15 protein-coding genes are annotated in these 19,211 nt (G+C 75.3%); 11 read left to right on the top strand and 4 right to left on the bottom strand.

Translation table 11 applies throughout. The features are described from left to right. Nucleotides 1-11 precede the first annotated feature (11 nt). On the bottom strand, nt 12-3,266 hold the full coding sequence (locus ACGFSC_RS16075) for an EAL domain-containing protein (protein WP_359913504.1): 3,255 nt from the start codon (nt 3,264-3,266) through the stop codon (nt 12-14). Nucleotides 3,267-3,499: 233 nt separating this feature from the next. On the opposite strand from ACGFSC_RS16075, the gene ACGFSC_RS16070 reads away from it, so the two are divergent. The 5 genes from ACGFSC_RS16070 to ACGFSC_RS16050 all read left to right on the top strand — a co-directional run bounded on the left by ACGFSC_RS16070 (nt 3,500) and on the right by ACGFSC_RS16050 (nt 10,647). Then, entirely contained in the window at nt 3,500-6,901 is a 3,402-nt protein-coding gene (locus ACGFSC_RS16070; RefSeq protein ID WP_359913502.1) for an amino acid adenylation domain-containing protein, read from the top strand. Further along, nucleotides 6,898-7,818, top strand: coding sequence for a leucyl/phenylalanyl-tRNA--protein transferase (locus ACGFSC_RS16065; protein ID WP_359913499.1), 921 nt, complete (start codon nt 6,898-6,900; stop codon nt 7,816-7,818). The genes ACGFSC_RS16070 and ACGFSC_RS16065 overlap by 4 nt, the downstream gene beginning before the upstream one ends. Before the next feature lie 79 nt (nt 7,819-7,897). After that, on the top strand, nt 7,898-9,472 hold the full coding sequence (locus tag ACGFSC_RS16060) for a hypothetical protein (protein ID WP_359913497.1): 1,575 nt from the start codon (nt 7,898-7,900) through the stop codon (nt 9,470-9,472). 90 nt (nt 9,473-9,562) lie between these two features. Then, nucleotides 9,563-10,129 carry a hypothetical protein gene (locus tag ACGFSC_RS16055; protein WP_359913494.1) on the top strand — a complete coding sequence of 189 codons (567 nt, stop codon included), beginning with the start codon at nt 9,563-9,565 and terminating at the stop codon, nt 10,127-10,129. Further along, complete coding sequence (locus ACGFSC_RS16050) at nt 10,126-10,647, top strand: hypothetical protein (RefSeq protein WP_359913491.1); 522 nt, start codon at nt 10,126-10,128, stop codon at nt 10,645-10,647. Before ACGFSC_RS16055 ends, ACGFSC_RS16050 begins: the two co-directional genes overlap by 4 nt. Nucleotides 10,648-10,732: 85 nt before the next feature. Here the strand turns inward: ACGFSC_RS16050 and ACGFSC_RS16045 are convergent, their stop codons facing one another. Both ACGFSC_RS16045 and ACGFSC_RS16040 read right to left on the bottom strand, forming a co-directional pair. After that, a complete protein-coding gene (locus tag ACGFSC_RS16045; RefSeq protein ID WP_359913488.1) occupies nt 10,733-11,737 on the bottom strand; it encodes a DUF2510 domain-containing protein in 1,005 nt (334 codons plus the stop codon). Continuing rightward, nucleotides 11,734-13,047 carry an MFS transporter gene (locus tag ACGFSC_RS16040; RefSeq protein ID WP_359913485.1) on the bottom strand — a complete coding sequence of 438 codons (1,314 nt, stop codon included), beginning with the start codon at nt 13,045-13,047 and terminating at the stop codon, nt 11,734-11,736. The genes ACGFSC_RS16045 and ACGFSC_RS16040 overlap by 4 nt, the downstream gene beginning before the upstream one ends. Nucleotides 13,048-13,073: 26 nt before the next feature. On the opposite strand from ACGFSC_RS16040, the gene ACGFSC_RS16035 reads away from it, so the two are divergent. Beyond that, nucleotides 13,074-13,613, top strand: coding sequence for a CGNR zinc finger domain-containing protein (locus tag ACGFSC_RS16035; RefSeq protein WP_359913482.1), 540 nt, complete (start codon nt 13,074-13,076; stop codon nt 13,611-13,613). A 177-nt stretch (nt 13,614-13,790) separates the two neighbouring features. Then, nucleotides 13,791-14,558: an HAD family hydrolase gene (locus ACGFSC_RS16030; protein ID WP_359913480.1), complete on the top strand. Its 768-nt coding sequence runs from the start codon at nt 13,791-13,793 to the stop codon at nt 14,556-14,558. Nucleotides 14,559-14,583: 25 nt separating this feature from the next. Here ACGFSC_RS16030 and ACGFSC_RS16025 read toward each other — a convergent pair whose 3' ends face one another. Further along, the gene (locus ACGFSC_RS16025) at nt 14,584-15,393 is read right to left on the bottom strand and encodes an alpha/beta hydrolase (protein ID WP_359913477.1); all 810 of its coding nucleotides are present in this window, start codon (nt 15,391-15,393) and stop codon (nt 14,584-14,586) included. A gap of 332 nt (nt 15,394-15,725) precedes the next feature. Here ACGFSC_RS16025 and ACGFSC_RS16020 point away from each other — a divergent pair, with 332 nt between their 5' ends. The 4 genes from ACGFSC_RS16020 to ACGFSC_RS16005 all read left to right on the top strand — a co-directional run bounded on the left by ACGFSC_RS16020 (nt 15,726) and on the right by ACGFSC_RS16005 (nt 19,125). Then, nucleotides 15,726-16,175, top strand: coding sequence for a nuclear transport factor 2 family protein (locus tag ACGFSC_RS16020; protein WP_359913474.1), 450 nt, complete (start codon nt 15,726-15,728; stop codon nt 16,173-16,175). 289 nt (nt 16,176-16,464) lie between these two features. Beyond that, a complete protein-coding gene (locus ACGFSC_RS16015; RefSeq protein WP_359913471.1) occupies nt 16,465-17,241 on the top strand; it encodes a peptidase inhibitor family I36 protein in 777 nt (258 codons plus the stop codon). Nucleotides 17,242-17,368: 127 nt separating this feature from the next. Beyond that, nucleotides 17,369-17,650 (top strand): hypothetical protein, encoded by a 282-nt coding sequence (locus tag ACGFSC_RS16010; protein WP_359913468.1) that lies wholly within the window; start codon nt 17,369-17,371, stop codon nt 17,648-17,650. Between the two features lie 68 nt (nt 17,651-17,718). Further along, entirely contained in the window at nt 17,719-19,125 is a 1,407-nt protein-coding gene (locus ACGFSC_RS16005; RefSeq protein ID WP_359913465.1) for a cytochrome P450, read from the top strand. Nucleotides 19,126-19,211: the final 86 nt, after the last annotated feature.

Here is a 19,211-nt window from a genome sequence, read left to right as displayed (position 1 = left end):
CGGGCCGCCGTTCAGGCGGGTTCGTAGGAGGTCCGCCGGACCAGGGCGCGGGCCTGCGGCGAGTCCATGGGGTGGGCGAAGAGGTACCCCTGGCCGAGCGGGCAGCCCATGGCGGCGAGCAGGTCGCGCTGGTCGGCGTGCTCGATGCCCTCGGCGATCACCTGGACGCCGAGGGTGTCGGCGATCCGGGTGATGCCCTCGACCAGGGCGTACTGCTGGGGCGAGTGGCCGAGGCCGTCGATGAAGGACTTGTCGATCTTGAGCAGGGAGATCGGGAACTCGCGCAGGTAGGACAGCGAGGAGTAGCCGGTGCCGAAGTCGTCGATGGCGATGCCGACGCCGAGGCCGGACAGGGTGGCCATGTCGGCGTGGATGCGGTCGTCGCGGCGCATCAGTACGGACTCGGTCAGCTCCAGCACCAGCGTGTGCGGGTCGATGCCGGTGGTGGCCAGGGCCCGGCGGACCACGTCCACGAACCCGGCGTCGCGGAACTGCCGGGCCGAGACGTTGACGTTGACCCGCAGCGGCGGCCGGCCGGCGGCGGAGCGGACCGCCGAACTCGCGGCGTGCCAGGCCGCGACCTCCTGGGCGGCGCGCTCCAGCACCCAGGCGCCGAGCGGGACGATCTGGCCGCTCTCCTCGGCCAGGGCGATGAACTCGTCGGGCAGCACCATGCCGCGGCGGTCGTGCGGCCAGCGGACCAGCGCCTCGAAGGCGACCAGGTCCCCCGAGCGCAGGTCGACGATCGGCTGGTAGTACAGCTGGAAGGCCGATTCCGCGATCGCCGAGTCGAGGTGCTCGTTCAGCTCGTGCCGCTCCACCATCCCGGTCTGCAGGGCCGGCCGGTAGTGGCGCCACTGACGGCGGCCGGCCGCCTTGGCGGAGTAGAGCGCGAGGTCGGCGTGGGTGAGCAGCTCGGTCGCGTCCACGCTGTCCTCGGTGGTCGCCACGCCGATGCTGGCCGTCACCCGCACCGCGCCCGACGTGAGCTTGAACGGCTCGGCGAACACCGCCAGCACCCCGGACGCGATGGTGTCCACGTCGGCCGGCCGCCGCGCGTCCTCCACCAGCACCGCGAACTCGTCGCCGCCGAGGCGGGCGGCGGTGTCCGAGGCGCGCAGCGCGGTGGAGATCCGCATCGAGACCGCGACCAGCAGCTCGTCGCCGACCGCGTGGCCCTGGGTGTCGTTGACCACCTTGAAGTCGTCCAGGTCGATGAACAGCACCCCCGTGACGGCCCCGCTGCGCTCGCCCCGGGAGAGGGCGTGGCCGACCCGGTCCAGGAACAGCACCCGGTTGGCCAGGCCGGTCAGCGAGTCGTGGAACGCCCGGTGGGTCAGCTCGCGCTCCATCTGCCGCTGCTCGGTCACGTCGCGCAGGGTGAGCACCAGGGCGCCCACGGTCGGGTCCGCGCGCAGGTCGTTGAAGCGGACCTCGGCCTCGATCGGGGTGCGGTCCTGGCGCAGCAGCCGCCAGTGCTCGCGCGGCTGCTCCGCCCGGGGCTGGTCGGCCGGCCCGCGCATCCGGGCCAGCGCCTTGCCGACCTCCCGGCTGTCCTCGGGCGGGACCAGGTCGGTCAGCAGGGTGCCGGCCAGGTTCGGGTGGCCGAGCACCGTCTCGGCGGACGGGGAGGCGTAGCGCACGCCGTCGTCGGCGTCGAGGATCAGGATGACGTCGCTGGCGTTCTGCACCAGGGTGCGGAAGTACAGCTCGCTGTTGCGGCGGATGACCTCCCGGCTCAGCACCAACCGCTCGACCGCGAGGGCCGCCTGCGCGGCGAGGATCTCCAGCGAGCTCCAGAGGCTGGTCAGCTCCTGCTCGGTGCCGGTGACGATGAGCGCGCCGATCAGCGGATCGCCGGAGGGGCGCTCGGCGAGGGTGAGCGGGCAGACCAGGGCGTACGGCATGCCGCCGCCGAGGCGGTTGCGCCGGTCGCCGCCGGGCTTCGCGCCAAGCTTGGCAGCGGGCTTGGCGGTGGCCGGCCGGGCGGGGCCGGGCTTGGACGGGCCGGGCTTCGACGAGACGGACGGGGCGGCGTCCAGGCCCAGGGCGGCCACGGGCAGCAGCAGGGTCTCCCGGGCGGCGGCGAGTTCCAGCACCTGCTCGGACGGCGCGGCGTCCTGCGGCGCCTGCCGGGCGGAGCCGCTCCCGGCGTGCCGCACGTGCAGCACGCCCTCCTCGGTCACCGCGAGCAGGGCGACGTGTCCGGCCTCGGCCGGCATCAGCGTCGACGCGGCGGACTGGACGGCGTCCGCGACCTCCTCCACCGTGACGGCCGCGGTCAGCCGGGCGCCCGCCTCGCGCAGCGTCCGCTCGCGGGCGACGGCCTGCCGGCGGTCGGAGACGACCACCGCCAGCCGGGCCAGCACCAGCAGGTAGAGCAGCGCGGAGAACGCGCCGATCACGCCCGCGTTGCCGGTGTTGCCGGCCAGCGCCTCGATGATCAGGATCGCCGGGGCGATCAGCGAGGCGAGGGTGAGCAGCACCAGCCGGGCGGTGCTCAGGTCCGGCTGCTGGGTGGGCACCGGCCGGGTCAGCTCGACCATCGACGGGTGCAGCGCCGCCGCGCCCCAGGCGGTGTAGAAGGCGGCCCAGCCGAGTTCGACGGGCGTGCCGATGTGCCAGGTGCCGTGCAGCTGGACCAGCCCGTACAGCACGTCGGAGACCAGGAGGCCGAGCGAGCCGACGGCGAGCAGCTGCAGCGAGCGGGAGTTGCCCCCGCGCGGGGTCAGCAGGCGCAGCAGCAGGGCGAGCACGACCACGTCGCCGAGCGGGTAGGCGATCGAGACGGCCTTCTGGATCCAGTCGAGGTCCGGGTTCCGGGCGTACGGGAGGATCAGGTAGATCCAGGCGAGCAGGGCCAGTCCGATGGTGGGGATGAGGGCGTCGAGCAGCCCGGCGCGGTCCTGACGGGCCGTGCGCCAGCGGATGAAGCCCAGCACGCCGACCGCGTACAGCACGTACTCGGCGAGGTAGAAGCCGTCCGCGACGGACGGGAACGGGTTGGGCAGGTGCAGGATGTCCAGCTGGACGGCCTGGATCACCTCGCCCACGGTGAAGCTGAGGTTGGCGAGTGCCAGCACGTACCAGAAGCGCGCGTGCGCGGGCCGGTTGAGACGGACCCCGACCACGATCGCGGCGACGCCGCCGAGGCCGATGCCCGTCCACCAGATGATCCGCTGGCTCGGATTCGCGTAGTAGATGCCGGTGAACAGCACCATCCAGAGCAGGTAACAGACCATCAGGCGTTGGCACCGGCGAGTCAACGAGGCTACCTCCTCCGCGACACCACCCCGCCGGTCGGGCGGGGGAGTTCGGGCGAGGACTGGGCGGGCGAGGCGTACGGGCCGGCCCGGGGCGGGACGGGGTGGGCGCTTTCGCGCAGCAGCGAGGCGTCCGGCGGGGGGTGCGACCGGACGGCCTCGACGGGGCAGGAGTGCGTATAGTCGGAAATGTCGCACTCCCCAGCATTCTGCCGCCACAGCACGAGGTCAAGCCGGTGGACGACGCAGTAGACAGCGCACAGGGCGTACGCACGGATGCGAGCTCCGGCCGTCACGCCGTGGTCCGCAACGACAACGGTCAGTATGCGATCTGGCCCGGGGACTTGACCGTCCCGGCCGGCTGGCGGCAGGTCCACGGACCGGCCGGGCGGGCCGACTGCCGGGACCGGGTGGAACACGAGTGGCGCCCCGCCGAACTTGGCTTCCCCGACGGCGCCCCCGTACGGCGGGCGGCGGCCGGATTCGCCGACACGGTGCACGGACTGTTCCGCGCGCGGGCGGCGCACGACCCGGAGGCGGTCGCCGTCATCGCCGCCGACGCCACGCTGAGCTACCGCGAACTCGACCTGCGCAGCGACCGGTTGGCCGCCGCACTCCGGTCCCGCGGAGCCGGCCCCGAGCAGGTCGTGCCGGTCTGCCTGGAACGCGGGGCCGGGCTGGTGACCGCCTGGCTGGCCGTGCTCAAGGCCGGCGGGGCCTTCCTGCCACTGGACCCGGCCCACCCGCGGCGACGACTGGCCGGGCTCGTCGAGGACTGCGGGGCCCGGGTGGTGGTCGCGGACGGCGACGGCTTCCCGGGGACCTCCCGGGTGCCCGTGCTCGGACCGGGGGGCGGCGGCTCCGGCGAGTTCCTGGGCGACGACGGCGCCGTCCCGGACGACCTCGCCTACCTGATCTACACCTCCGGCACGACCGGCCGCCCAAAAGGCGTGCCCGTCACCCACCGTGCGCTGCTGTTCACCCTCGACCGGATCGTCCACGCCTACCGGCTGCGCCCCGGCGAACGCGTCCTGCAACTGGCCGCGCTGGGCTCCGACACCGCGCTGGAGCAGGTGTTCGGCGCCCTGCTCGCGGGCGCGACCGTCGTGCTGGGCGGCGGCGGGGACGCGGGCGGCACCTGGGCGCCCACCGAACTGGCCGGCCGGCTGCCCGGGCTGGGCCTGGCCGTCGCCGACCTCACCCCCGCCTACTGGCACCACCTGCTCGACCTGCTCCCGCCCGGCGGGCCCGGCCCCCGGGAACTGCGGCTGCTCGTGGTCGGCGGGGACGTCGTGCACGCCGACGACTGCCGCCGCTGCCTGGAACGGCTGCCCGGCGCCCGGCTGCTCAACGCGTACGGGGTCACCGAGGCGGCCGTCACCTCGACGCTCTGCGAGGTCACGGCCGACCTCCTCGGCGGGGGCGCCACCGGCCCGGGCCCGGCGGGACCGGGCGGCTCCGCCGCGCCCGTACCGATCGGCCGGCCACTGCCCGGAGTGCGGGTGCACGTGCTCGACGCCCGGCTGCGCCCCGTCCGGCCCGGGGAGAAGGGGCAGATCCACCTCGGCGGGCCCGGCCTCGCCCGCGGCTACTGGCGGCAGGCCGGGCTCACCGCCGAGTCCTTCCTGCCCGACCCGTACGCGCCGCTGCCCGGCGAGCGGATGTACCGCACCGGCGACGCCGGACGGTGGCGGGCCGACGGGCAGCTGGAGATCCTCGGGCGCTTCGACGACCAGCTGAAGGTGCGCGGGCACCGGGTGGACCCGGCCGAGATCGAGGCCGTCCTGGCCGCCCACCCGGACGTCCGGCAGGCCCGGATCGCGGCCGACGGGGAGGCGGCGGACGGCAGCCGCACGCTCACGGCGTACTACACGCTCGCCCCCGGGGCGGCCGGCGGGGCGCGGGGGATCCGGGCGTTCCTGGCCGAGCGGCTGCCGGAGTACCTGGTGCCGGCCGACTTCGTGCCGCTGGCGGCGATGCCGCTGACGGCGGCGGGGAAGATCGACCGGCGGCGGCTGCCGCAGGCGCCGGTGCGTTCGGTCGGTTCGGGTGGTCCGTCCGGCCCGGCTGATCCGGCCGTTCCGACTGCTCCGGTCGTTCCGGCCGGAGCGGGTGCCTCCGGTGCGTCCGATGCGTCCGATGCGTCCGATGCGTCCGGTGCGGACGCGGTCGAGGCGGGCGTCGGGCAGCTGTGGGCGGAGCTGCTCGGCGTCGAGCACGTCGGCCCGGACGGCGACTTCTTCGCCCTCGGCGGCACCTCGCTGCTCGCGATGGAGATGCTGGCGCGGGCCCGGATCATGTTCGGCATCGACGTCGGGCAGGTGCGGGCGCTCACCCGGGCACTGCTGCGCGAACCCGTCCTGCACGCCTTCGCGGGGACCCTGCGGGCGGCGCGCACGGAGGGCCCCGCGGGCGCCGAACGGGACGCCGGCGTCGACTGGTTCGCGGAGGCCCGGCTCACCGACGACCTCCGGCAGTCCTGGAGCCCGGCGCCCTCCCGGGCCGAGCCCGCCGAGATCCTGCTCACCGGCGCCACCGGCTTCTGCGGCGCCCACCTGCTGCACGCGCTGCTCGCCACCACCCGGGCCCGCATCCACTGCCTGGTCCGCGCGCCCGACGAGGAACACGCGCTGGAACGGCTGCGGGCGGCGCAGCAGCGCTTCCTGCGGCACGACCTCGCCGACCGGCGGGTGGTGCCGCTGGTCGGCGACCTCACCCGGCCCGCACTCGGGCTGACGGACCACCGGTTCGACTGGCTGGCCGGGCACCTCGACGCGATCCACCACCTCGGCGGGCAGGTCAACTTCCTCTACCCGTACCACCAGCTGCGCCGCCCCAACGTCGGCGGCACCCGGGAGGTCGCCCGGCTCGCCGGGCACAGCCGGGGCATCCCCGTGCACTACCTCTCCACCCTCGCCGTCCTGGCCGGCTTCGGCGCGGCCGGCGTCCCGAAGGTCACCGAACGGACCCCGCTCGCCCACCCGGAACGGCTCGGCGTCGGCTACGTCGAGAGCAAGTGGGTCGCCGAACAGCTGCTGCACAACGCGGCCGCCGCCGGCCTGCCGGTCACCGTGCTGCGCACCAACGACGTCACCGGGGACCTCGCGGACGGCGCGATGAACACCGGCACCGAACTGTGCGCGCTGATCGCCTACCTGGCCGACAGCGGGACCTGCCCGGACGTGCAACTGCTGCTCGACTTCGTCCCCGCCGACCGCTTCTCCCGGGCCGTCGCCCACATCGCCGCCCACGCGCCGGCCGCCGGCGAGGTCTACCACCTCACCTCCCCGCAGCCGGGCGTCCTCGCCGACCTCGCCGAGCGGCTGCGGGCGCGCGGCCACCGGATCGCCCCACTGCCGTACGGGGACTGGGTGCGGCGGCTGGTCCGGTTCGCCGCCGGGAACCCGACGCACCCGATCGCACCGTTCGTCCCGCTGTTCGTGGACCGCGCGCCGGGGACGGAACTGTCGATCAGCGAGATGTACTTCCGGCCGACGTTCCCGCTGTTCGAGCGGGTCAACGCGGACGCGGCGCTGGCCGGGAGCGGGATCGAACTGCCCCCGGTGGAGGCCGGGTTGATCGACCACTACCTGGCGGGGCTGGAGCGGGAGGGCTTCCTGCGGGCGGCGTCGCCGTGAGCGGTTTCGAGGGGAGCGGTTTCGAGGGGAGCCGTTCCGACGGGAGTCGTTCCGAGGGGAGCCTTTCCGGCGCGAGCCTCTTCGACGCGCTGGGCGGGCGACTCGGCCCCGGCGACGGCCCGGTGGCCTTCGGCGGGTCGCTCGGGCCCGGAGAACTGCTGGCGGCGTACCGGCGCGGGCTGTTCCCGCTGCCGGCGGCGGACGTGTACGCGAGCGCGTACAGCGAGGCGCTGTACGGGGACGCCGTCGAGGCGGGCGAGGTGGCGCTGCTGCCGGGCGGGACGGACCCGTACGCGCTGGCCTGGTGGTCGCCCGACCCGAGGCCGGTGATCGCGCCCGACGGCGTACGGCTCGGGAGGCGGCTGGAGCGGCGGCTGCGCAACCGGTCCTCGTGGTGGACGAGCGCGGACCGGGCCTTCGGGCAGGTGCTGGCGGCGTGCGCCGAGGGGCGTCAGCCGGTCTGGCTCACGGAGGAGTTGGCGGCAGCGCTGATGGAGCTGCACGGGCTGGGGGCGGCGCACAGCGGCGAGGTGTGGGAGGGGGAGGAGCTGATCGGCGGCGTGTTCGGGGTGGTGGTCGGCCCGGTGCTGAGCCTGGACTCGATGTTCCACCGCCGTCCGGACGCCGCCCGGGTCGCCGTCGCCGACCTCGGGGCGAGGTTCGGCGCGGCGGGCGGGCGGCTGCTCGACGCGCAGTGGGACGGGCCGCACGTGCGGAGCCTCGGGGCGGAACCGATGGCGCGCTCGCGGTACCTCGCCGAGCTCTGGGGCGAGGGCGAGGGCGAGGACACGGACGGGGGCGCGGGCAGGGGCGCGGGCGGGGTCGGTGCGCTGGACGGGTCTCCGCTGCCGGCGGCGCGGCTGGGGCGGGGCCCGGTTCGCCCGGCTGATCCGTCCACTCTGACGGACCTCGGATGACCTGCGGTTAAACCTGATAGGTCCGCCTTTTTTGGCCTGTCTTCGACAAACTTATTCCTCGTCAGTAACATGACGCCGCGTGTTCAAGAGCTCCATAGGCAGGGCCGCCGGCCCCGCCGTCCTCACCCTCGTCCTCGCCGGGGCCGCCGCGTGCGGGCCGACCAGCCCCGGTACCTCCCAGGCCGGTGCCGCACCGGCCGCCGCCACCGTCGCCGACCCGGCCGCGACCGCCGCCGGGGGCAGCCCGGCCGCCGCCCCGCCCGCCGGCGGCACCCCGCGCGCCAAGGCGGGCAGCCCCGCCGCCGGCCGTCCGACCCCGAGCAGAACCACCATCACCGCCGCACCCGCCGGGGACCACCAGGCCGCGATCGGCAGCCCGGGCAAGGACGGTGGCGCCGTCACGGCGGCGGCGAAGAACCTCCAGCTGACGGCCTACGACCCGGCGGGCGGCACGGCCGTGCTGTCGGCGACGGGGCCGGCCGCCACGGCTTCGGCCCCGGCCACGGCTTCGCCCACGGCTTCGCCCACGGCTTCGGCCACGGCTTCGCCCACAGCCTCGGCCACGACCTCGCCGGGCGCCGTCCCGCCTGCCGCAGTCGCGGCCGCGGCCGTCCAGCCCGGGCAGCTGATCGCCAGCCCGCCCACCGCCGCCGCCCCGCAGGGCGCGCTGGTCGCCGTCACCGGCGTCCGGCCCGGCGCGGGCAACACCATCGCCCTGACCACCCGTCCGGCCACCCTGGCCGAACTCCTCGGCGGCACCGAGGCCGACGGCAACGTCCCCGTCGACCCGCACGGCATCACCGTGACCCCGCTGGTCAAGGACCTCAAGGCGACCGCCGGCCTGACCGGGAACGGCGTCCAGGCCGACGCCTCCGGCACCCTGGAGGTGAACCTCAAGGCCCCCGTCCCGCTGCCCGACGGCGCGAGCCTCGACGCGTCCGGCTCGCTCCAGCTCCACCCCGCCGTCCACTTCGCCTACCACGGCGCGGCGGCCGGCAGCCCGCGCACCGCCTCGATCGGCTTCGACCTCGGCGCCCACGCCCAGTGGAAGGTCACCGGCGACGCCGCCCGCAGCACCGGCGCGGCCCCCGTCCGGGTGCCCTTCGCCAAGCTGCAGGCCAGCCCGGTGCTGACCGTCGCCGGCCTGCCGGTGGTCGTCAACCTCGGCCTCACCTGCTACCTGGAGGTCAGCGCCGACGGCCAGGTCCACCTGGAGGCGGAGCAGGACGCCACCGGCACCTGGGCGGTGCGCGCCGACTACACCGGCGGCAAGGGCTGGACCCCGGCCACCAGCGCCGAGACCAAGGTCACCCCGGTGCACGTGCGGCTCAACGGCAAGGCGGGCGTGCGGGTCGCGCTCGGCGCCGAGATCAGCCTCGGCCTGTACGACACCGTCGGTGTGGAGACCACCGTCGCCCCCTATCTGCGCGCCCAGGCGGAGGGCTCGCTGGTCGCCGACTCCTCCGGCAACCCGCCGCAGGCGCAGGGCAGTTGGTCGCTGGTCGGCGGCGTCGACCTGAACGGCTCGCTGCTCGCCCACCTGAAGGTCTTCGGCACCCCGATCATCGAGGGCAAGCTGCCCCTGCCGCCGTTCCACCGGGAGTGGCCGCTGCTCGCGGGCTCGGCGACGCTGCCCGCCCCGCAGCACAGCTGACCCCTCGCCACCTTCCGGGCCCCTCGGCGGAGTTCTCCGACCGGGGGGCCCTCGTCATGGGTAGGCTCGGATCGGAGGAAGGGGGGCGGTGTGGGGGGCAGACGTTCGGCGCTCGGCGGCGCGGCCGTCCTGGTCTGGGCCGGGACGCTGGTCCTGTACGCCGCCACCGGGATCGGCGGGTGGGCGGCCGTTCCGGCGCTGGCCGCGGCGGTGCTGGCCGCGCTGGCGCTGCCGACGCCGCCACGACCGGGCGCACGGGCGGACGGGCCCGGGAGGCGCGTCCAGAGCCCGCTGCCGACCGGGCCCGCACCCATGGGCCTGGGGTTCCCCGTCCCCGCGGGCCTGCCGCCGGGTCTTTCGGAGAGCCTTTCGGAGGGTCTTTCGGAGGCGGGGCCGGTGGGCAGCGGGCCGGTCTTCCGGTCCGACGTCTCCGGCAGCGTCCTCGCCTGGGCGGACGGCGACGCGGCGGTCGCCGGGAGCGGCGCCGGGGCCGGGCACCGGCCCCTGCTGGAGTTCGCCGACGACCCGCTGACCCCGGTGGCCGCCGAGACCGTCACCGAGGGCCTGGAACGCCTCTTCCTCCGGCTCGGCCCGCCGCCGGGCGCGGCCCGCAGCCCCGACCGCACCGCCCCCACGCCCCGAGGTGACGACCGGTGACCACCCCCGAGGAGAGCCGCACCCGCCGTCCGACGGCCCTGGAGATCGCCACCCAGTGGGCCCGGCTTCCGCCCGAGCACCTGCGGGTGGCCCTGGAGCACCTCGAACTGGAACTCCGGCGCGAACACGCCCGGGAGAGTGCCAGGGAACGCCACCAGGCTTCGCTGGAACGCGAGCGGACGGCGTCGGCCTCGGTGCTCGAAGCGGCCCGGATGCGGGAGGAGCAGGTGACCGAGCGCGCCCGGATCGCGGCTCAGGACCGCACGGACCAGCGCGCCCACCAGCTCTACGTCGGCGGGCTGGTGGCCGGCTTCGTGCTCGCCGCCGGAATGCTCGCGGGCTCGGTGATCGTCGGCCTGGACGGCCGCCAGTGGCTGGCCGGCCTGCTCGCCGGGCCCGGCCTGATCGCCCTCCCGGGGGTCTTCGTCCTGCGCCGCGGCGACCGGCCCACCGTACGCCCGCGCCCGCTCCCGCCGCCCACCTTCCCGGAGCGGCTCCCGGACGACCGGCCGGCGTAGCCGCGCGGCCCCGTGCCCGGAGGCGGGACGGCTACGGCCGTGGCCGCGAGGGCGACGGCGGTCGCGACACCGCCGGAACGGGACGTCAGGTGCCGCTGGTGGGGGCGTCGTCCTTCTTGACGCCCAGGAGGATCTGGTCCAGCACCGAGACGTCCGGGGCGGCCGGGTCGTCGTCCACGCCGCCGTCGAAGACCACGTAGCCCCCGCCCTTCGCGGGGAGGGCGGCCAACAGGACGTAGCCCTGGGTGCCGTCGGCGTTGGTGATGTGCCAGCGGGTCGCGTAGCCGGCCACGCCGGCGACGGCGAGGCTGCCCGAGCCGTAGTCGGTCTGCGAGGTCATCCCGCTGAAGATCTGCTTGGCGACGGTAGGCATGGCGGCGTCGGCGGCGGCCTTCGCGCTGTCGCCCTGGATGGTGTTCTTCTCCACCGAGAACCGGCCGCGGATGCAGGCCTTGCCGTTCGCGCAGGTGTAGCGGCCGCTGCCGAGGTAGACCGACCACTGCGGGGTGTCGGTCGTCGTCACCTCCCAGCCCTCGAACACCGGGAGGGTGATCGAGTGCTGCTGGTCCGCGACGGTGCTCCTGAGGACCGGGGCGGGCTTGGGCGTGGCCGGCTTCGGGGTGGGGCCGGGGCTCGTGGTCGGGCCGGTGCTGCGGCTGACGGAAACGGTGGGGTCGGTGGTCGGGTCCGCCGCCGGGTCGCCGCCGTGGCTGAGCGCGACTCCGGCGATGCTGCCGCCGACCGCCAGGACGCCGACCGCGACGGCGATGATCACGCCGGGCTTGGCCCGCCTGGGGGCGGGGAGCGGGGCCGCGGCCATCGGCGGGTAGCCGGGGCCGGGCCGGCCGTAGCCCGCGGCCGGGAACGACTGCGGGCCCGGGTACGCCTGCGGGCCGGGGTAGGCCTGCTGGCCGGGGTGGGCCGGGTACGCCTGCTGCGCCGGGGGCGCCTCCTGGCCCGGGTAGCCGTAGCCGCCCTGGACCGGCCGGACGTCGCTGGTCCAGGCGTTGCCGTCCCACCAGCGCTCGTGGCCGGGGGCGCCGTCCGGACCGGGGACCGGGTACCACCCGGGAGGCGTCTCGTTGCTCACGGCCGTACGGTACCCGCCGGTGTGCGGCCCGTGGCGGCAGGGGTGCCGCGCCCGCCGCCGCCACCGCCGCGGGCGGTCAGCACGAGGGTCGCGGCCGTGGCCGCGGCGAGGGCGGCCCAGGCGGCGGTGAAGCCGTGGGTGGTGTCGCGGAGCAGCCCGAGGGCGGGCGGGACCAGGACGACGGCCAGTTGGTTGACGGCCATGACCAGCCCGAGGGCGAAGCCGGTCCGGCCCGGTGGGGCCGACTCCGCCAGGTGGGCCACCCAGGGGCCGTACCAGCCGATGCCGAAGAAGCCCAGCCAGGTGAACAGGAGGGCGGCCACCACGGGGGAGTGGCCCGCCGGCGTCGTCAGGACCGTCAACCCGGCCACCACCGCGCCCAGGCAGACCAGGACGGGCCGGTACCGCCCGGCACGGCTGCGGTCGCTCCAGGCCGCCAGCGCGATCCGGCCGGCCGCCCCCGCCACCTGGACCGCCACCAGGACGGCGGCGCTCGGACCGGGGCCGAGGGCCGTCACGTCGTGGAGGTACAGCGCGCCGAGCACGCCGATGCCGCTGTGCACCGAGACCAGGCTCAGGCCGGAGAACAGGATCCTCGTCATGGCCGGCTCGCGGAGCATCCGCAGCCGGGAGCCGACGGAGGCCGTCGGCGCGGCGGTGCCGGGAGCGGGGCGCACGGCCGTGGCGGCCGGCGGCCGCCGGTAGAGGGCGGTGAAGAGCCCGGCGCCCACGAGGGCGACCAGCCCGCCGACCACCAGCGCCGCCCGCCACCCGTGCGCCACGGCCACCAGCGGCAGGACGGCGGCGGCGAGTGCGCCGCCCAGCGGCAGCCCCGCCTGGCGGACGCCCATGGCCAGTCCCCGCTGCGCCGGGGCGAACCAGACGGCCACCGACTTGCTGCCGCCGGGCTGCACGGTGCTGTACCCGGCGCCGACGACCAGCAGGACGGCGAGCAGGGAGGCGTACCCCTGCGCCAGGCCGCCGAGGAGCAGGGCCGCGGCGACCACGGCGGAACCGATGCCGACGACCCAGCGCTCGTTGTGCCGGTCCAGGAGCGCACCGGCCACCAGCAGGCCGACCAGCGGCACCAGTTGGGAGGCGGACAGGAGCAGGCCGAGCCGGGTCGTGCTGACGTCCAGTGACTGCTGCAGGGGGACGGCCATCGCCCCGATGCCCTGGACGAAGAAGCCGGAGGCGGCCTGGGTGACGGTGGCGACGCCGAGGACCACCCAGCGGTACCGGAGCGGGCGGGCGGCGTCCCCGACGGCCCTCGGCCCGGAGTGCTTCTCGGTGTCGGTGTGCTGACTCATGCTCAGCAGCCTGGTGTCATGGTCTTATGCATCTCAACCCTTACGGCGAAGGCGCCGTGCACCTCGCCGCGGAACTGGCCAACCGGCGCCCCGGAACCGCCGGGGAACTGGTGGACCGCTGCCGCGCGGCCGGGCTGGTGGTCGACGGACCGGTCCTGCCGGCGGACCTGGCGCGCATCCTGGCCCTGCTGGACAGCTGGGAGTCGGTGGTCGACGCGGCCGACGAGCGCGAACGGGCCGAACGGCTCAACCGGATGCTGGCCGCCGACGCCGCCCACCCCCGGCTGACCGACCACGCCGATGGCTGGCACCTCCACTACCGCGACGACCACCAGCCGTTCGCCGCCGTGCTGTCCACCCTGATCGCCGTCGGCACCGCCTTCCACCTGGTGGGCCGCGGCATGCACCGGCTCGGCCGGTGCGCCGTCGCCGAGTGCACCACCCTCTTCGCCGACACCACGCGGACCGGCCGCCGGCGCTACTGCTCCCAGCTCTGCGCCAACCGCGACGCCGTCCGCCGCCACCGCCGCGCGGCGCGACCGGCGACCGGCCCGGCCCGCGCGTGACCGTCCCGCCCGGACGGCGGGGACGTGTCGGAGGGGACGTGGCGGCGGAGACGTGTCGGAGGGGACGTGTCGGAGGGCTGCGGCCGGAGTGGGACGTCGGGCCCGCCGACTTCCCGCTCCGGCCGTACCCGAAGGGCCGCGGGATCGTGCACCGCACCGCCTGGATACGATCGCACGATGATCACCACCAGCGCCCGCACCACGGTCTTCGACATCGACGGCACCCTCTGCTTCGACGGGCGGACGATCGACCGCCGGATCCTCGCCGCGCTGGCGGACTGCGAGCGGGCCGGGCACCAGCTGGTCTTCGCCTCCGCCCGGCCGGTCCGCGACCTCCTGCCCGTCCTCGACGGGGCCTTTCCCGCCGCCACGCTGATCGGCGGCAACGGCAGCCTGGTCTCCGTCGGCGGCCGGGTGCGGGCGCGGGCCGCGTTCGAGGCCGGTGACCTCGACCGGCTGCTGACCGAGGTCGAGCGGTTCCGGGCGGGCTACCTCGCCGACGGCCCGTGGGACTACGCCTACACCGGACCGGCCGACCACCCGATCCGCGGCCGGGTCGACCAGGGCGGCCTGGCCCGCCGGGTGGAGCTCGCCGAACTCCCCGCCGTGGTCAAGTTCCTGGTGGTCGACGCGGCCGACCCGGCGGCCCTCGCGGAGGCCGGCCGCGCGCTCGGGATGACCGTCAACCACCACCTCGACGAGGCGATCATCGACTTCGCCCCGGGCACCACGAACAAGTGGGAGGCGCTGACCTCGCTGGGGATCGACGCGTACAACGCCTTCGGCAACGACATCAACGACCTCGACCTGCTGCGCAACGCCCGGCACTCCGTCCGGGTCGGCGCCCACCCGGGCCTGGACGGCGTCGCCCGCGTCACCGTCGCCGCCGAACCGGAGGCCGTCGCCGCCGAGATCTCCCGGCTGGCCGAGGCGCCCGGCCGGTAGCCGCCGGGCGCCGCGACCGTTCGCGTCAGGCCGACGCGGCGTCCGGCCCGGACACCGGCACAGGGGCCGCCCCCTGTGCCGGGCCGGTCGCCGGACCGGACGCCGGGCGGCCGAGGTGGCGGGCGAGGAAGCGGACCGCGCTGTCGGCCTCGAAGCGGGGCAGGTCCTTGTGCCGGCCGGTGTTCGCGTGCAGCGTCTTCTCCGTCGAGGCGAACGCGTCGAACAACGCCAGGCCGGCCTCGCGCGGGATGTGCTCGTCGTCCCACTGGAGGTCGAACTCGATCGGGACGGTGATCCGCCGCGCCTTCTCGGCCAGGGCGTCCGGCCAGTGCAGCCCGAACACCGCGGCCGTGATCCGGGGTTCGACCGCTACCAGCGGCACGCCGATCGCGGTGGCCATGTTGAGGCCGAAGTAGCCGACCGGCCCGTCGGTGCCGATCTCCGGAAGCTGCTGGAGCGCGTCCAGCGCCGCCCGCCACTCGGGCACGGCGAGCTCCGCCAGGTGCGCGTTGTAGCGCACCACGACCGGCCCCTCCGGCTCGCCCGCCGCCCGGGCGCGGTACAGCTCGGCGATCTCCGCCTCGTCGTGCGCGCTGCGCGGCCGGTCGCCGTGCCCGGGGGCGTCGAGGACGGCGACGTGGAAGCCGCAGCCGGCCACCAGGAGCCGCGCCCGGCCCGACATGGACGGGTGCTTCCTGTGAGTGCCGCCGCCGTGGCCCATCAGGACCAGGGGCGCACGACGGGTGCCGGAGGCGGAGGGCGCGCCGGCTCCGGCGCGGACGGGGGACCAGAGCACACCGGGGACGCCGCCCACGGTGAAGTCGCGCTCGATCATGCCGTTCGCCGAGGACTCGGCGGTGAACCGAGGAGACCGAGGAGACTGAAGAGACAGGGAAGAGTGCATCGGTGTTGCCTTTCGGGAATGCCTGCTCGAAGCGGCGCTCCCGGCGACACCTGGGTCAGTCGCCAGCCGTGATCTCCAGGGGGAGCACCCATATCGGTACTGCGTTCACGGGGCTCACCTCCTCGGGCGGTTTCACGGGCGACTGGAAGCTAACATCCCGGCAGCCGTCCCCGCCAGCGGATTTCCGACGCCCGGTCAAAAGCGTGGGAGAGTCGGGGAGAGGGGCGGAGGAACCGACTGCCGCCGGGCCCGTGGGGGAGAGCATGTCCGCGTCCGTCGATCCGGTACCGAGCCACCGCGCGATCGAGAACCTGATCGCGCGCTACGCCGAACTCGTGGACGACGGCGACTTCGCGGGGCTCGGCGCCCTGCTCGCCGACGCCGTCTTCGTCGGCAGCGGCGTGCCGGTCCGCGGGGCCGCGGCGATCGAGGCGATGTTCCGGGAGACGATCGCCGTGTACGCCGACGGGACGCCGCGGACCCAGCACGTCACCGGCAACCTGGCCGTCGAGGTCGACGAGCGGGCGGGGACGGCGGTCGCGCGCTCGTACGTCACGGTGCTGCAGGCGCTGCCCGAACTGCCGCTGCAGGCCATCGCCGCCGGCCGGTACCACGACCGCTTCGTGCGCGGGGAGGACGGGCGGTGGCGGTTCGCGGAGCGGCGGGTGAGGATCACCCTGGTCGGCGATGTGAGCCGCCACCTGCGGCGCTAGGGTGCGCGGACCAAGACGAGAGGGACGGCCGGGACGGGGACGTCCCCGGCGAATAGGACCGCACCCGCCGCTACCAGGACGGGTTCCGGGCGGCCCAGCCCGAGGGCCGCACCGGCGACCCCCGTGCGCGGCCGTTCCGCACGCTCGGCCTGGCCGGCCGGAGCCGGGGCGCGGACGGGCGTTCCGGGTGTCCGGACCGGTGTTGCGGCCCCCTGCCCTCGGGCGGAAGCTGGAATTCGGAGGCCGGGCACCGGGCTCGGCCTGTAAATCCGTCGAACGGATACCTCCGATGTCACATTCCGAGGACAGCAGGGCGTTCGAACTTCTGGCCGCGATGGTTGCGGGTGATGCCGACATCAGCGACGGAATCGCGGAACTCGGGGCGCAGGGAATCGGTTCACTGGAGGAATGCGTCCGGGTGCTCCGGGAGGGCCTCCGGGCGTCGGCGGGGGACCGGGCCGACGCGCTGCGCCCGAGCGACCCCCTGCGCGCGCATGCGCCCGCGCCGCCGGAGGTCGCCGCCCGGATCGTTCATCAACAGCCCGACCTGCCCTTCATGTTCGAGGGGGAGCTGCACGACCCGCAGGACATCGCGCGGCTCAACGGCCGGGAACTGCACGCGGTGTCGACCCCGGGCGCCGGTCACCTGCTGGTCGTCGACGACATCGCGGTCATCGAGCAGTGGTGGCGGATCCTGTTCTTCGAGCAGTACGTGCACCGCGCGGGAACCTCCCGTGCGCTTTCGGCGGAACCGCAGCCGCGCGAGTTCCACCCCCGGACCTGGTTCTACGAGGACGACAATCTGGGCGGCGGCAATATCTTTCTGGATGCGAATAGGGGGTATTACGACCTGACGAAGGTCACCTATTTCCCCTTCGCCGACTGGAACGACAGGATCTCCTCCTTCTGGATGCTGGGCACGCAGGTGACGAGACTGTGGTCCGACATCCACTGGTCGGGGAACTCGCACACCTTCGTGCTGCCGTTCGGCACCCCGGAGTTCCGGCAGATGGAGTTGCGCAGCATCGGTTTCAACGACATCTCCTCCTCGCTGGAGACCTGGTAGGAGCCCGTACGCCCGCGTCGGTTCGGGGGATTGCGGCGGGGGTTCCGGCGTGGACGGGGCGGCGGGGGAATCCATGCCCCGGAAGGGCGCCGCAACCGGTCGTGCGCCCTCGGAAGGGAGAACAGTCATGCGTCGTCGGATTGCCGCGGTCGGGATGCCGGCCGCCGCCGGAGTGCTCGCGTTCGCCGTGCCCGCACAGGCGGCGACGGGGGTGCTGGTGGTGAACGGTGCGGCGCACCGGAACCCGGCGCGGGGGTGCTACCCGACCGTGTCGCCCGTAGTCGTCCAGAACCTCACGGACGCGAGGGTCGACGTGTACTCCGCGGCGAACTGTCAGGGGTCGCTGACGCGGGAGATCGCCGCCGGGATGTCCGCGGCGACGGTCGGGTTCAGCTACTTCGTCAACTGACGCCGGAGCAGGACCGGAGCACGGGAAGTCGGCCCCGCCGACTTCCCACGCCGTCACGAGGAGGTGCGATGGAGATCCCGGGGCCCGAACCGTGCGCCGACGGCGGGGTGGGCGCCATCGCGCGGGCGGGCGGCCTGCACGCCTACCAGCTGTGGCTGCACGCCGAGTACGGACCCGTCGCGCGGCTCCAGCTGCCCGGGGCCGGGACCGCCGTGTCGATCGCCGATCCGGTGCTGCTGGAGGCCGCGGTCCACCTCGACGAGCGGCCCCGGCGGCTGTTCTCCTTCCTGGACCCGCTGTTCGAGGCGGGCAACCTCCAGGTGCTCCCGGCCGACGAGCACGGGCCGTGGCGCCGGCTGCTGCTCACCGTCCTGGCCGGACGGCCCTCGCACGAACGGCACGTCGCCCGCTTCGCCGCCCTGGCGACCGGGCTCGCCGACCGCTGGGCCGCCCTGCCCGCCGGGCGGTCCGTCGAGCTCCAGCGGGAACTGGCCGGGCTCTCCCTCCGGATGGTCTGCGGCTACGCCCTGGGCGGCGAGGTCGAGGACCCGGACGGCGTGGTCGAGGCCTTCGAGGCGGTGCTCGCCGACCGGTTGGAGCGCCTCTACCGGGATCCGGCCGAGCAGGCCCCGGAACAGCACGTCGAACGGACCGCGCGGGCCCTCGCCCGGCTGCGGGCGACGGTCGACCGGGTGATCGCCGCGCACCGCCCGGACGGCCCGGGCGCCAGCGGCCCCGGCACCCGCGACCGCGGCGCAGGCGGCCCCGGCACCGACAACCCCAACACCAGCACCCGTGACCGCAGCGACCTGATCGGCGCCCTCGTCGAGGCCGGCGAGAGCCCCGCGAGGATCCGTGACACCGTCCTCGCCGTGATGCTGGCCGCCCACCACACCACGGGTGTGGCCGTCTCCTGGACGCTGCACCTGCTCGCCGCCCACCCGGAGGCGGCCGCGCGCGTCACCGAGGAGCTCGACCGGGTCCTCGGCGACCGCCCGGCGCCCGACCACGCCGACCTGCACCGGCTGCCGTACCTGGGGATGGTCCTGCGCGAGTCGCTGCGCCGCTACCCGCCCGGCCCGTACGGCGCCCGGTGGACCGCCGGTCCGCTGGCCGTCGGCGGGTACACCGTCCCCGCCGGGGCGGTGGTCCTCCTCCCGATCCTGGCCGTCCACCTGAACCCCGCGTACTGGCCCGAGCCGGAGCGGTTCCGGCCCGAGCGGTTCACTCCCGAGGAGTCGGCGGGGCGCCCCCGGCTGGCCTGGATCCCGTTCGGCCTGGGCCCGCGTGCCTGCGAGGGGGCGGGCCTGGCCATGACGGAGGCCCTGGTGCTGCTGGCCGTCCTGCTCAAGCGGCTCGGCTTCCGGCCCGAGCCGGGCCACCGGGTGGTCCCGGTCGAACGGTTCGTGCTGTGGGCCGCCGACGACATCCGCATGCTGGTGAGCCCGCGCGCCGCGGACGGCCCGTCCCGCTGAGCGGTCTGGCGGGAACTCCTATCGCGATATATCGTGAGTTCCCGTTCGTGTCGCCGACCCCGACGCGTGACGAACCATCGTCGAGT

Origin of the sequence: Kitasatospora sp. NPDC048715, assembly GCF_043198905.1 — a bacterium.
GTDB lineage: Bacteria > Actinomycetota > Actinomycetes > Streptomycetales > Streptomycetaceae > Kitasatospora > Kitasatospora lactacystinica.
The sequence above is the reverse complement of the archived record's forward strand: the minus strand, read 5'-3'. Positions and strand labels throughout refer to the sequence as shown.